We start from the raw sequence: 13,030 nt of genomic DNA, 5'->3' as shown, positions 1-13,030 counted from the left end.
ACTTAGTCTTCATCAAAGCCTGCTTCAAACAGCTCAATGACCGCTGCCAGCGCCGGGATCTCCTCCGGACCGCTGGCTTCAATCTCTATGTGTCCGCCTTTAGCCGAGTCGAGCATCAGCAGCGCAATTACGCTGCTGGCTTCGGCTTCTGTGCCCGCTTCGTTGCGCAGCAACACTTCGGCATCGAAGCTCTGCACCAGCTCAAACAACTTCATTGCCGGACGGGCATGCATGCCCAGCTTATTTTTGATTTCTACAGTTTGTCTGACGGTCATGATTTGCGCTTTTCCAGCGTGCGATGGCGTGACTGTACATTCTTACCGCGCGAACGGAAGTAATCCGCCAGCTGTTCTGCAATATAAACTGAGCGGTGTTTGCCACCAGTACAGCCAATCGCCACGGTAAGATAGCTACGGTTGTTGGTCTCCAGCATCGGCAGCCAGAGTTCAAGATAGCTGCGTGTCTGGTAGATAAAGTTGTGCACTTCAGTGTGGCGGTCAAGGAAGGCCGCCACCGGACGATCAAGGCCGGTCATCGGGCGCAGCTTAGGATCCCAGTGGGGATTAGGCAGAAAGCGCACGTCAAAGACATAATCAGCGTCAATCGGGATGCCATGTTTGAAGCCAAAGGATTCAAACACCATGGTCAGTTCGCGTTCACGCTTGCCCAGCAGACGGGTACGCAGCATCTCGGCCAGCTCATGTACCGACATCTCTGAGGTGTCGATGATCAAATCGGCACGCGAACGCAGCGGCTCCAGCAGATCGCTCTCTTCATCGATAGCGCTCTCCAGCGACAGATTTTTGCTGGAGAGGGGATGCAGACGGCGCGTATCGCTGTAACGGCGAATCAGGGTATTGCGATCGGCGTCGAGAAACAGCAGCTGAGGTGAAAATGTGTCAGGCAGATTATTCAGCGCGGTTTCAAAAATTTCCGGGGATTCAGGCATGTTACGCACGTCGATGCTGACCGCCGCCGAAATATTGCGTTCCGCCAGCGAATTGGCCAATTCAGGCAGCAGCACGACCGGCAGGTTATCAACGCAGTAGAATCCCATATCTTCCAGCGCACGGAGCGCCACTGACTTCCCCGAGCCTGAACGACCGCTAACGATCATCAGCACCATGACCTTCTCTCCCGTTTTAAAACCGGCACCGGGCCGGTAAAGACGCGTTACTGCTCTGTCTGGACTTCCGTAATAATGGCATAGAGTTCTTCATCACTCTGCGCAGCACGCAGGCGACGGCAAACCGTTTTATCTGCCAGACGTTTTGCCACCAGTGAAAGGGTGTGCAGGTGTGTTTTGCACTGGTCAGCCGGAACCAGCAATGCAAACAGTAGGTCGACCGGCTGGTTGTCGACGGCATCAAACGCAATCGGCTGCTCGAGGCTGATAAATACCCCAACCGCACGCAGCGTATCCTCTTCCAGCTTGCCGTGAGGAATGGCTATTCCGTTACCAATACCGGTACTGCCCATGCGTTCGCGGGTCAGAATCGCTTCGAAAAGCGTCTGGTGCGGCAGGTTGAGCTGCTTAGCGGCCAGTTCGCTGATGATTTCCAGCGCACGTTTTTTGCTCTGGCAGTGTACGCCGCTGCGGGTGCAGTCTGGCGAAAGCACTGTGCTCAATTCCAGTGTAAGGTCGTTGTTCATTATCGTTTCACTTGCGTGTTCACCAGGCCATTCACCACCAGCGCGCTGATATGTGCGACAAACGGCGCTTGCTCAGATGACAAAACGGGGCGGATTATCCGCCCCATCCTGTCGGCTCTGCGCGGCAGGCGCGCGTAGCTAGCGTGAAGGTTAGTGTTTTTTCAGTTTATCTTTGTGTTTGGTCAGCTGACGGGCCAGTTTATCGATCAGCCCGTCAATTGCCGCATACATATCTTCCGCTTCCGACGTGGCGTGCAGCTCGCCACCGTTCACGTGGAGTGTTGCGTCAGCCACCTGCGTGACTTTCTCAACCTTCAGGACAATATAGACCTGATTGATATGTTCAAAATAGTGTTCCAGTTTGGCAAATTTACCGCTGACGAATTCACGTAAAGGTGGCGTGATTTCAACATGTTGCCCGGTCAGGTTCAGCTGCATAGGTCTTCCTTCTCATTTCTTTCAAACCAGCTGTTTACGCTGGTTCGATGGCGGGATGGATAAAGACTCACGATATTTGGCGACGGTACGCCGTGCCACCATGATCCCCTGATCAGATAACATGGAGGTCAGTTTACTGTCGCTCAAGGGTTTGGCTGGATTTTCCGCCGAAATTAATTTCTTCACCAGAGCACGGATCGCGGTAGAGGAGGCTTCACCGCCACCTTCCGTATTAACGTGGCTGGAGAAAAAGTACTTCAGTTCAAAAATGCCACGCGGGCTGTGCAGATATTTCTGCGTGGTCACACGGGAAATGGTCGATTCGTGCATCTCAACAGCCTGGGCGATATCGGCCAGCACCATCGGACGCATAAATTCTTCACCCTGCTCAAAGAACGCCTGCTGCTGCTCAACGATACAGCGCGTGACTTTAAGCAGCGTGTCATTGCGGCTTTCCAGACTCTTAATCAGCCAGCGCGCTTCCTGCAGATTACTGCGAATGAACTGGCTGTCGCTGTCATTGCGCGTTGCACCGCCCATTGCCGCATAGTGCTGGTTGATTTTCAGACGAGGCACGCTGTCGGCATTGAGCTCAACCGTCCAGCGGTTGCCGACCTTACGCACCAGCACATCGGGGATAACATATTCCGGCTCGCCGGTGTTGATGGACTGACCCGGCCGCGGGTCCAGCGACTGAATCAGCAGCATCGCCTCTTTCAGCACCTCTTCTTTGAGGCGCGTGACGCGCATCAGGCTACGGAAGTCGTGATTGGCCAGCAGGTCGAGATGTTCGCTGACAATCAGGCGTGCTTCAGTCAGCATCGGCGTTTCTGGCGCATACTGGGAGAGCTGAACCAGCAGACAGTCACGCAAATCACGTGCGCCCACACCGATCGGGTCAAAGCGCTGGATGCGTTTCAGCACCGCCTCAACCTCATCCGCTTCAAGCTCATCATTGCCGATGCTGTCGAGGATCTCCTCAAGCGAGACGGTGAGATATCCGGTGTCATCGATAGCATCGACGATAGAGGTCGCAATCGCGCGGTCGGTATCGCTGAAAGGCGTCAATTCGACCTGCCACATCAGGTAATCCTGCAGTGACTGCGTGGTTTCGCCCTGATAGACCGGCAACTCATCATCCTGATAATCGGTACCGGTGCCGGAAGGGGTGCCAGCGGTGTAGATTTCATCCCAGGTGGCATCCAGCGGCAGCTCATCAGGCATCTCTTTCTGCTCAAGCGCTTCACGGGTATCCAGCGCTTCGGCTTCTGACGATTCCCGGGAGTCAATCTCGTCATGCAGATCGGTCTGCTCAAGCAGGGGATTACTTTCCAGTGCAAGCTGTAACTCCTGCTGGAGTTCAAGCGTGGAGAGTTGCAGCAGACGAATCGCCTGCTGCAACTGTGGAGTCATTGCCAGCTGTTGGCTGAACCTGAGTTGTAAACCTTGCTTCATAGACAGGATGGTAGTTCCCAGGTAAACATCGGTATTAACGACACCTTATCAGAGTCTGAACTCTTCACCCAAATAAACCCGCTTAACCTGCTCATCCGCAAGAATTTCATTGGGTGTACCATGCGCAATCAGGTGGCCCTGGCTGACGATATAGGCCCGCTCACAGACCGCTAACGTTTCGCGCACGTTATGGTCGGTAATCAAAACGCCGAGGCCGCTGTCACGCAGATGCTCAATGATCTTCTTGATGTCGATAACGGAAATAGGGTCAACACCGGCAAAAGGTTCATCCAGCAGAATAAACTTAGGATTGGCAGCCAGCGCGCGGGCAATCTCAACACGACGTCGTTCACCACCCGACAGTGCCTGACCCATGCTGTCACGCAGGTGCTCGATGTGGAACTCTTCCATCAGCTCACGGGCGCGATCCTGGCGTTGCTCTTCGGTGAGGTCATCACGGATCTGCAGTACCGCCATCAGGTTATCGTAGACGCTGAGGCGACGGAAGATCGATGCCTCCTGCGGCAGATAACCGATGCCGCGACGCGCACGCGCATGCAGCGGCAGGATACTGATGTCTTCATCATCAATGACAATGCGGCCAGCGTCACGCGGCACAATGCCCACCACCATGTAAAAGGTGGTGGTTTTACCGGCTCCGTTCGGACCCAGCAGGCCGACAATCTCGCCGGATTTTACCTGCAGGCTGACATCTTCTACCACGCGACGGCCTTTATATGCCTTCGCCAGGTTTTCTGCGATTAATGTGGCCATAGCTATCAGTTACTCTTCTTTCCGCTGTTGGACGAACCTTTATCCTGAAGTTGCGACGGCACCAGTACGGTCGTGACGCGCTTGTTCTGGCCCTGGCTGTAAGCCTGCATTTTCTGCTCTTTCACCAGATAGGTAATACGATCGCCTTTGATGTTGCTGTCCTGCTGCTCAATGAACGCATTGCCGGTCAGTTCAACGAAATCGTTGGCCAGTTCGTAGTGCAGTTTAGCGGCATGGCCCTGAACCGGCTTGCCGCTGTCCTGCATCTGATAGAAAGTGGCGGGATTACCGTAGGCGTCAACGATGGTTTTCTTGCTGTCGCCGCCCGGACGGGTCACCACGACTTTATCGGCCGTGATTTTGATAGAGCCCTGCGTCACGATGACATTGCCGGTAAAGGTCGCGACATTGCCCTGCAAATCCAGCGCCTGATTCTGCGAGTCAATATTGACGGGTTTGTCCGAGTCACCGGTCAGGGCCAGCGCCGGAACGCTGGTTGCCAGTAACATGCTGGCCAGTAAAATCTTCAGGCTATTTTTGTTCATTTTGAATTTCATAAGAGGTTTTGACCTTCTCGATTAACTCGGCGTTTTTTGTCCGTAAATTGCCGCGCATTTTCATGCCGGTGGAGTTAAAGCTGCGGCCATACAATGTCACCTGGTCATCAGAGGTAACGTCCTGAGTGACAAGGTTAATCTGTGCATTATCGGTTTTGATCCGCTCAAGCTGGGAATCCTGCGTCAGCGTATTCAGCTCAACATGGCCATACAGATAAAGCATACGATCTTTGGTGAGCTTTGCTTTATCTGCGCGTAACGTCCAGGTAGGAATTTTATTCTCATCAAAGGTGGTCATTACCGGATTGTCGAACCAGCTCAGCTCGTCATCCGAGAAATAGGTCACTTTGTCAGAGACCAGTTTATAGGACAGCGCGCCCTGCGGGTTATACACCACAGTGTGAGAATCATCACTGGTATAGGTCGGCGACTGACTATCCGTCCCGACTGGCGTGCCATCGCCATCCTGGTTGGTAAGATTCCAGCCGATCAAAACCAGTGCAATCAAGGTCAGAATCAGCGTTATCCAACGCCTGCTTTTACTCATACTGATTGCCCTTTGGCATCCTCAAATTTGTTCTGCGCCATTAAGATCAGGTCACATACTTCGCGTACCGCGCCGCGTCCACCCGCAATCCGCGTAACATACTGCGCGCGCGGCAACAGGATCGGATGTGCATCCGCTACCGCCACGCTTAATCCCACTTTCGCCATCACCGGCCAGTCGATCAGGTCGTCACCGATATAGGCGACCTGATCATCAGAGAGAGACAGTTTATCCAGAAGTTCACGATAGGCCAAAAGCTTATCCGATTGTCCCTGATAAAGATGGCGGATGCCGAGCGTTTTGCAGCGATCTTCCATCAGACGGGCATTGCGGCCAGTAATAATAGCCACTTCCACATCGGCGGTCAGCAAACAGCGTACACCGTAACCATCCCGCACGTTGAAGGATTTCAGCTCTTCACCCTTGTTTCCCATGTAGATCACCCCGTCGGACATGACGCCATCGACGTCGCAGATCAGCAGACGAATGTTGCTGGCGCGCGCCATGACGTCAGCACTGATCGGTCCATAGCAGGTGTCAATCGTGGGCGTTACCTGTTGCATTTTTTTTTCCTGTTCAGACTACGCCAGCGCGCAGCATGTCATGCATATGTACCACACCGAGCAGATGGTCGTCATCGGCCACCAGAATCGAGGTAATGTTTTTGGTCTGCATCAGGTTCAGGGCTTCAACCGCCAGCATATTTGGCCGGACGCGGATGCCACCTGGCGTCATCACTTCCCCGATGGTGGCGCGCTGAAAATCGATGCCCATATCAAAGATGCGGCGCAGGTCACCATCGGTAAAGATACCTTCAATTTTCATCAGACCGTCGACGATGACCGTCAGGCCCAGATTTTTGCGGGTAATCTCCAGCAGCGCATCACGCAGTGAGGCGTCACGGGTGACGTGCGGCAGCTCATCGCCGCTGTGCATGATATCCGCTACATGCAGCAGCAGTTTGCGGCCCAGCGCACCGCCAGGGTGGGAGAGGGCGAAATCTTCCGCCGTGAATCCACGTGCTTCCAGCAGCGAAACCGCCAGCGCATCGCCCATCACCAGTGTGGCTGTGGTACTGGTGGTTGGCGCAAGGCCTAACGGGCAGGCTTCCTGCGGAACATGGACACACAGATGCACATCGGCAACCCGGCCCATCGCGCTGTCAGGCCGTCCTGTCATGCAGATCAGCGCAATGTGCTGACGTTTTAACACCGGAATCAGCGCGAGGATTTCATTCGACTCACCGCTGTTAGAGATGGCAATCACCACATCATTTTTGCTCACCATGCCCAGGTCGCCATGGCTGGCTTCGGCCGGATGAACAAAAAAGGCTGGCGTACCGGTACTGGCAAAGGTCGCCGCCATTTTTTTGCCGATATGACCAGACTTACCCATGCCCATCACGACCACTTTACCCTGACAGGCGTAGATCAGGGCGCAGGCGCGGGCGAAATCGTCATTAATATATTGATCGAGCTGTTCCAGTCCTTCACGCTCGATGCGCAGGACGGTTTTCCCCGCCTGCTGAAAATCAAATGCTGTTGGTTGCTGATATGACATAGTGAGTCTGTCCTTGTTAGCCGTCCATGAATGCCGGCTGCATCCACAGCAGCGTCACCCAGACGAAGAAACCACAGAGTAAAATCAGGCCGGCGATGCGGCCAACGCGTCGGCGACGCAGCAGGCAGAGCAGGGCAAACAGCACGCTGACGCCCAGCATCACCCAGTAATCACGGGCAAAGGCGTGATAGTCGATACTGCCGGGGTGAATCAGCGCCGGCAGGCCCAGCACGATGGCAATATTATAAATGTTGGCACCGATCAGATTGCCGATCGCGATATCATCTTCACCTTTCAGCGCCCCGGCAATCACCGTCGCCAGTTCAGGCAGGCTGGTGCCTACGGCGATGAGCGTCAGGCCCATTACCAGTTCGCTGACGCCAAAGTAGTCAGCAAAGGCGGTGGCATTGTCGATCACCATCCGGGTCGACATCGGCAGAATTATCAGCGCGACGGCCAGCCAAAGAAAGGCCACCGTGTTTCCGCTCTCTTCACGGGGCAGCTCGGCCAGCTGCTCGCGGGTCAGGGTGTCGTTGTTGTCCCGTTCTGCTTTACGCGCAATGCGAATCACCACCATCAGATAAATAGCGGCGATGGCAATCAGGCCAATTCCATCCAGTCGACTAAGCTGATTGTCAAACAGCATGAATCCGCTGAGCAGGGTAACCAGCAACATCAACGGCAGTTCACGGCGTATCAGATTAGAATGGACGCTGAGTGGATGCATTAGCGCAGCGGCACCCAAAATGAGTAAAATGTTGGTAATATTCGAGCCGAGCGCGGTGCCAACAGCCAAATCCATCTGGCCATGCTGGGCCGCGGAAAAGGAGAGGATCATTTCTGGCAGCGAGGTGCCGATGCTGACAACGGTCATGCCAATGATCAGCGGCGGAATGCCAAAGGATCGACACAATATAGAGGCGCTAAACACCAGACGATCGGCACCATATGCCAGTAAAAGCAAACCGATGATCAGCAGTGCAGAAGCTACGAACATGAAAAATCCTTGCGTAAAAACCCGGGCCGGCAATGCCTTTACCGACCGGTTTAAGGTTCTGTTTGGCGAGACAGCCGCTGATTTTGACCGTCTGAACGGCAAAAGTAAATTTAATGACCATTTTCGCCAAATCTTAGCGGTAAGTTTCTGTAAAGCTATCGTGAATCAGGACCGAACAGGCTACCATCGTACCCCATGTTTACGCCCGATCCTTACAAGAGGTAATAATGATCCAGCAGCAAACGAATCTGGTTGAGGTTCGTGGCGTGAGTTTTTCGCGCGGAGATCGCACCATCTTCGACGACATTTCGCTGACCGTGCCGAAAGGCAAAGTGACGGCGATAATGGGACCGTCGGGGATAGGGAAAACCACTCTGCTACGCTTGATTGGGGGGCAACTTCAGCCGACTCGCGGTGACATCTTTTTCCGTGGCGAAAACATTCCGTCATTGTCGCGCGCTAAATTGTATGAAGCGCGCAAGAAGATGAGCATGCTGTTCCAGTCTGGCGCGCTATTTACTGACTTAACGGTCTATGAAAATGTCGCCTGGCCGCTGCGTGAACATACCCGTCTTCCCGCACCTATTCTGCACAGCACGGTATTAATGAAGCTGGAAGCCGTGGGGCTGCGTGGCGCAGCTCAACTGAAACCGGCTGAGCTGTCGGGCGGAATGGCGCGTCGTGTGGCGCTGGCGCGCGCGATTGCGCTTGAGCCGGAACTGATCATGTTCGATGAGCCTTTTGTCGGTCAGGATCCCATCACCATGGGTGTGCTGGTCAAACTCATTGATGAACTGAACCATGCTCTGGGCCTGACCTGTATTGTGGTCTCGCACGACGTACCGGAAGTACTGAGTATTGCGGACTATGCCTATATCGTGGCCGGACAAAAAATTATCGCACACGGCACCACGCCGGAACTGCGAGAGAATAACGACCCGCGCGTCCGCCAGTTTATTGATGGCGATGCGGATGGTCCGGTTCCCTTCCGTTTTCCTGCCGGCGACTATCTCGCTGATTTAACCGGCTCAGGGAGTAACTAAACAGATGGTCTTGAAGGCGCTGGCGTCATTCGGTCGTCAGGGAATTGAAACGTGCGCCAGTTTTGGACGCGCAGGATTAATGCTGTTTCACGCGCTGGTAGGAAAACCCGCGTTCCGCAGACACTCGCCGCTACTGATTAAACAGCTCTATAGTGTTGGCGTGTTGTCGTTACTGATTATTGTGGTGTCGGGCCTGTTTATCGGCATGGTACTGGGACTGCAGGGTTATCTGGTACTGACCACTTACGGTGCTGAAACCAGTCTGGGCATGCTGGTGGCGCTGTCGTTGCTGCGTGAGCTGGGGCCGGTCGTGACCGCGCTGCTGTTTGCCGGACGGGCAGGCTCGGCCCTCACGGCTGAAATCGGTCTGATGAAAGCCACTGAACAGCTCTCCAGTATGGAGATGATGGCGGTGGATCCGTTGCGTCGCGTCGTTTCGCCGCGCTTCTGGGCCGGTTTTATCAGTATGCCGCTACTCGCACTGATCTTTACCGCGGTAGGCATTGCTGGCGGTGCCCTGGTTGGCGTGAGCTGGAAGGGAATCGATCCTGGTTTCTTCTGGTCAGCCATGCAGAACGCGGTCGATTTCCGCACCGACGTTGTTAACTGCATCATCAAAAGCGCCGTCTTTGCCGTGACGGTTACCTGGATTGCTCTTTTTAATGGCTATGACGCGATTCCCACTTCTGAAGGGATCAGTCGCGCGACAACGCGTACCGTAGTACATGCTTCACTGGCGGTGCTCGGGTTGGATTTTGTGCTGACAGCACTGATGTTTGGGAATTGATGCAATGCAAAGCAAAAAAAGCGAAATCTGGGTTGGCATTTTTATGATTATGGCGTTGATCGCCGCATTGTTTCTCTGTCTGCGCGTCGCCGATTTAAAGTCGATGGGCACAGAGCCAACATGGAAACTCTACGCCACGTTTGACAATATCGGCGGCCTGAAAGCCAGTTCGCCGGTCAAAATCGGCGGTGTGGTGATTGGCCGGGTAACGGACATTGAGCTTGAACCGAAAACGCTGCTGCCACGTGTCACGATGGAGATCAGCGATCAGTATGCGAATAAAATTTCAGACACCAGCTCGCTGGCGATTCGCACGCAGGGACTGCTGGGTGAGCAGTTCCTGGCGCTCAACTTAGGCTTTGACGATCCTGAACTCGGTTCGGCGATGCTGAAAGATGGCGATACGCTGCGCGATACCAAGTCAGCGATGGTGCTCGAAGACCTGATTGGCCAGTTCCTTTATAAGAGCGGCGATAACAAGCAAAACAGTGACAACAAGGATGCGCAGGAAGGCGACAGTGCTGCGCCTGCGGCACCGGCTCAACCTTAAAGAAGAGGGTATACCATGTTTAAACGTTTACTGATGATTGCCATGCTGGTGGTTGCCGTACCACTGACGGCGACAGCAGCCGATCAGAGCAATCCCTACAAGCTGATGAACGAAGCGGCGGAAAAGACGTTTACCCGTCTTAAAAATGAGCAGCCGAAAATCAAGCAGGACCCAAACTACCTGCGTCAGATTGTGCGTCAGGAGCTGCTGCCCTATGTACAGATCAAATACGCGGGCGCGTTAGTGCTGGGCCGCTACTATCGTGATTCGACCCCGGCGCAGCGTGAAGCCTACTTCAGCGCCTTTGGTGACTATCTGGCACAGGCCTATGGTCAGGCACTGGCACTCTATAACGGTCAGAGCTACCAGATTCAGCCTGAGCAGCCGTTGGGCGATGCCCAGATTGTCGCTATTCGGGTCTCCATCATCGATCCTAATGGCCGCCCACCAGTTCGTCTCGACTTCCAGTGGCGTAAAAACAGCCAGACTGGTAACTGGCAGGCTTATGATATGATTGCCGAAGGCGTGAGCATGATCACCACCAAACAAAATGAGTGGAGCGATCTGTTACGTACTAAAGGTATCGACGGTCTGACAGCGCAACTGAAATCCTCTGCGGCACAGCCAATTACGCTGGATAAACAAAAATAATGCACGAATCGTTACGCTGGGAGCGGGAAGCCAGCACGCTATTGCTGAAAGGCGAGCTGGATCGTGACACGTTAATGAGCCTGTGGCAGCAACGTGAAACGCTGATTAAAGATGTCGATACCATCGACGTTGCAGCGCTGGAGCGTGTTGATTCTTCCGGTCTCGCTTTGCTGGTGCACCTGCGGGAAATCGCCCGGGCACAGGGCATTACGCCACGCTTTACGGGTATCAGTGACAAACTGCACTCGCTGATTACACTTTACAATCTGCAACAGATTATTGTTTCTGCGGATAAAAGCGCCTGATTTCCGGTTGTTATCGTAAGCCCCTGTTTTCAACAGGGGCTTTTGCGTATTTAAGAGTCAGCCGCTTTCCTCTACTATGTCAGCCTTATTATTATTAAGTGAAGTTAAGCCCAATGGAAAACAGTGAAATTCAGGCCGTGCTGATGGCCGCATTGCCTTTAGACGAAGTTCATGTGATGAGCAACGATGGCAGCCATTTTCAGGTGATCGCCGTAGGCGAACTGTTTGGCGAACTGAGCCGCGTGAAAAAACAGCAGGCTGTCTACGCGCCGCTGATGGAATTCATCGCGGATAACCGCATGCATGCTGTCTCTATCAAAACCTATACTCCCGCTGAATGGGCGCGTGACCGTAAACTCAACGGTTTCTGATCCCGCAGCGTAGTGAACTCGCCGTGGGCGAGTCCAATTTTTAGCTAGTTAATTGAGAGCCGTGTTAATGGAAAAATTTCGTGTGCAAGGCCCCACCCGCTTAAGTGGTGAAGTCACCATTTCCGGGGCGAAGAACGCCGCACTTCCTATTCTGTTTGCTGCCCTGCTGGCCGAAGAGCCGGTAGAGATCCAGAATGTGCCAAAGCTGCGCGACATTGATACCACCATGAAGCTGCTGAGCCAGCTGGGTGCGAAGGTGGAACGCAACGGTTCTGTGCATGTCGATGCCAGCGCGGTAGATGTCTTTTGTGCGCCTTACGATCTGGTTAAAACCATGCGTGCCTCAATCTGGGCGCTGGGCCCGCTGGTGGCACGTTTTGGTCAGGGTCAGGTTTCCCTGCCGGGTGGCTGTGCGATTGGCGCGCGTCCGGTTGACCTGCACATCACCGGTCTGGAACAGCTGGGTGCCGAGATCAAGCTGGAAGAGGGCTATGTCAAAGCGTCAGTCAATGGCCGTCTGAAAGGCGCGCTGATTGTCATGGACAAAATCAGCGTTGGCGCAACCGTGACCATCATGAGTGCTGCGACGCTGGCGACCGGTACTACCGTGATTGAAAATGCGGCCCGCGAGCCGGAAATTGTGGATACCGCCAACTTCCTTAACACCCTGGGCGCTAAAATTAGTGGCGCAGGCAGCGATAAAATCACCATCGAAGGCGTAGAGCGCCTGGGTGGCGGTGTTTATACCGTCCTGCCCGATCGTATCGAAACCGGTACCTTCCTGGTGGCTGCCGCGATTTCGGGCGGCAAAGTGATGTGTCACAAAACTCAGCCCGATACGCTGGATGCAGTGCTGGCGAAGCTGCGTGATGCGGGTGCCGATATCGAAACCGGTGAAGACTGGATCAGTCTGGATATGCACGGCAAGCGACCAAAAGCGGTCAACGTGCGCACCGCACCGCATCCGGGGTTCCCGACCGATATGCAGGCGCAGTTCACTCTGTTAAACATGGTTGCGGAAGGCACGGGCGTGATTACCGAAACCATCTTTGAAAACCGTTTCATGCATATCCCGGAACTGATTCGTATGGGTGGACATGCTGAGATTGAGAGCAACACGGCGATCTGTCACGGGGTTGAAACCCTGTCAGGTGCGCAGGTGATGGCGACCGATTTGCGTGCGTCTGCCAGTCTGGTTCTGGCAGGTTGCATTGCAGAAGGAACGACGTTCGTTGATCGCATTTATCACATCGATCGTGGCTATGAGCACATCGAAGATAAGCTGAAAGCGATGGGCGCGAACATCGAGCGCGTCAGCGAAGAGTAATCCTGCAGATGCGCT

At 54.1% G+C, this 13,030-nt stretch carries 19 protein-coding genes; 8 read left to right on the top strand and 11 right to left on the bottom strand.

Translation table 11 applies throughout. The annotated features are described in order from the left end of the window. Nucleotides 1-2 precede the first annotated feature (2 nt). The 11 genes from npr to IBT54_RS08305 form a co-directional block, all read right to left on the bottom strand. Nucleotides 3-275, bottom strand: coding sequence for a PTS phosphocarrier protein NPr (npr, locus tag IBT54_RS08355; protein WP_010251923.1), 273 nt, complete (start codon nucleotides 273-275; stop codon nucleotides 3-5). Then, nucleotides 272-1,126, bottom strand: coding sequence for an RNase adapter RapZ (rapZ, locus tag IBT54_RS08350; RefSeq protein ID WP_010251920.1), 855 nt, complete (start codon nucleotides 1,124-1,126; stop codon nucleotides 272-274). The genes npr and rapZ overlap by 4 nt, the downstream gene beginning before the upstream one ends. Before the next feature lie 47 nt (nucleotides 1,127-1,173). Then, nucleotides 1,174-1,653, bottom strand: coding sequence for a PTS IIA-like nitrogen regulatory protein PtsN (gene ptsN / locus IBT54_RS08345; protein ID WP_013359876.1), 480 nt, complete (start codon nucleotides 1,651-1,653; stop codon nucleotides 1,174-1,176). A gap of 150 nt (nucleotides 1,654-1,803) precedes the next feature. Beyond that, complete coding sequence (gene hpf / locus IBT54_RS08340) at nucleotides 1,804-2,091, bottom strand: ribosome hibernation promoting factor (protein WP_013359877.1); 288 nt, start codon at nucleotides 2,089-2,091, stop codon at nucleotides 1,804-1,806. A gap of 21 nt (nucleotides 2,092-2,112) precedes the next feature. Next, complete coding sequence (gene rpoN / locus IBT54_RS08335) at nucleotides 2,113-3,546, bottom strand: RNA polymerase factor sigma-54 (protein WP_033731275.1); 1,434 nt, start codon at nucleotides 3,544-3,546, stop codon at nucleotides 2,113-2,115. 48 nt (nucleotides 3,547-3,594) lie between these two features. Continuing rightward, nucleotides 3,595-4,320, bottom strand: a complete 726-nt coding sequence (lptB, locus tag IBT54_RS08330) for an LPS export ABC transporter ATP-binding protein (RefSeq protein ID WP_009092467.1) — start codon at nucleotides 4,318-4,320, stop codon at nucleotides 3,595-3,597. Between the two features lie 5 nt (nucleotides 4,321-4,325). Beyond that, a complete protein-coding gene (gene lptA, locus IBT54_RS08325) occupies nucleotides 4,326-4,877 on the bottom strand; it encodes a lipopolysaccharide ABC transporter substrate-binding protein LptA (protein WP_013359879.1) in 552 nt (183 codons plus the stop codon). Beyond that, entirely contained in the window at nucleotides 4,852-5,424 is a 573-nt protein-coding gene (gene lptC, locus IBT54_RS08320) for an LPS export ABC transporter periplasmic protein LptC (RefSeq protein ID WP_013359880.1), read from the bottom strand. The genes lptA and lptC overlap by 26 nt, the downstream gene beginning before the upstream one ends. Beyond that, nucleotides 5,421-5,987: a 3-deoxy-manno-octulosonate-8-phosphatase KdsC gene (gene kdsC / locus IBT54_RS08315; protein ID WP_201251993.1), complete on the bottom strand. Its 567-nt coding sequence runs from the start codon at nucleotides 5,985-5,987 to the stop codon at nucleotides 5,421-5,423. Before kdsC ends, lptC begins: the two co-directional genes overlap by 4 nt. A gap of 13 nt (nucleotides 5,988-6,000) precedes the next feature. Continuing rightward, the gene (gene kdsD / locus IBT54_RS08310; protein WP_013359882.1) at nucleotides 6,001-6,984 is read right to left on the bottom strand and encodes an arabinose-5-phosphate isomerase KdsD; all 984 of its coding nucleotides are present in this window, start codon (nucleotides 6,982-6,984) and stop codon (nucleotides 6,001-6,003) included. Between the two features lie 16 nt (nucleotides 6,985-7,000). Further along, nucleotides 7,001-7,981: a calcium/sodium antiporter gene (locus IBT54_RS08305; RefSeq protein ID WP_033731280.1), complete on the bottom strand. Its 981-nt coding sequence runs from the start codon at nucleotides 7,979-7,981 to the stop codon at nucleotides 7,001-7,003. Here IBT54_RS08305 and IBT54_RS08300 point away from each other — a divergent pair. The 8 genes from IBT54_RS08300 (at nucleotide 7,980) to murA (ending at nucleotide 13,015) form a co-directional block, all read left to right on the top strand. Beyond that, the gene (locus IBT54_RS08300) at nucleotides 7,980-8,237 is read left to right on the top strand and encodes a hypothetical protein (RefSeq protein WP_148707093.1); all 258 of its coding nucleotides are present in this window, start codon (nucleotides 7,980-7,982) and stop codon (nucleotides 8,235-8,237) included. The genes IBT54_RS08305 and IBT54_RS08300 overlap by 2 nt on opposite strands. Beyond that, nucleotides 8,209-9,024, top strand: a complete 816-nt coding sequence (mlaF, locus tag IBT54_RS08295) for a phospholipid ABC transporter ATP-binding protein MlaF (protein WP_095706325.1) — start codon at nucleotides 8,209-8,211, stop codon at nucleotides 9,022-9,024. Before IBT54_RS08300 ends, mlaF begins: the two co-directional genes overlap by 29 nt. 4 nt (nucleotides 9,025-9,028) lie before the next feature. After that, nucleotides 9,029-9,811: a lipid asymmetry maintenance ABC transporter permease subunit MlaE gene (gene mlaE / locus IBT54_RS08290; protein WP_033731283.1), complete on the top strand. Its 783-nt coding sequence runs from the start codon at nucleotides 9,029-9,031 to the stop codon at nucleotides 9,809-9,811. Between the two features lie 4 nt (nucleotides 9,812-9,815). Next, the gene (mlaD, locus tag IBT54_RS08285) at nucleotides 9,816-10,361 is read left to right on the top strand and encodes an outer membrane lipid asymmetry maintenance protein MlaD (RefSeq protein ID WP_033731989.1); all 546 of its coding nucleotides are present in this window, start codon (nucleotides 9,816-9,818) and stop codon (nucleotides 10,359-10,361) included. Between the two features lie 15 nt (nucleotides 10,362-10,376). Then, nucleotides 10,377-11,012: a phospholipid-binding protein MlaC gene (gene mlaC / locus IBT54_RS08280; protein ID WP_033731285.1), complete on the top strand. Its 636-nt coding sequence runs from the start codon at nucleotides 10,377-10,379 to the stop codon at nucleotides 11,010-11,012. After that, nucleotides 11,012-11,317, top strand: a complete 306-nt coding sequence (mlaB, locus tag IBT54_RS08275; RefSeq protein WP_010251883.1) for a lipid asymmetry maintenance protein MlaB — start codon at nucleotides 11,012-11,014, stop codon at nucleotides 11,315-11,317. Before mlaC ends, mlaB begins: the two co-directional genes overlap by 1 nt. A gap of 113 nt (nucleotides 11,318-11,430) precedes the next feature. Beyond that, entirely contained in the window at nucleotides 11,431-11,688 is a 258-nt protein-coding gene (gene ibaG, locus IBT54_RS08270; protein ID WP_003851098.1) for a BolA family iron metabolism protein IbaG, read from the top strand. Nucleotides 11,689-11,755: 67 nt separating this feature from the next. Continuing rightward, nucleotides 11,756-13,015, top strand: coding sequence for a UDP-N-acetylglucosamine 1-carboxyvinyltransferase (gene murA, locus IBT54_RS08265; RefSeq protein WP_013359888.1), 1,260 nt, complete (start codon nucleotides 11,756-11,758; stop codon nucleotides 13,013-13,015). Nucleotides 13,016-13,030: the final 15 nt, after the last annotated feature.

The sequence above is a fragment of the Pantoea sp. S62 genome (genome assembly GCF_016658625.1).
Classification (GTDB): Bacteria; Pseudomonadota; Gammaproteobacteria; order Enterobacterales; family Enterobacteriaceae; genus Pantoea; species Pantoea vagans.
The sequence above is the reverse complement of the archived record's forward strand: the minus strand, read 5'-3'. Positions and strand labels throughout refer to the sequence as shown.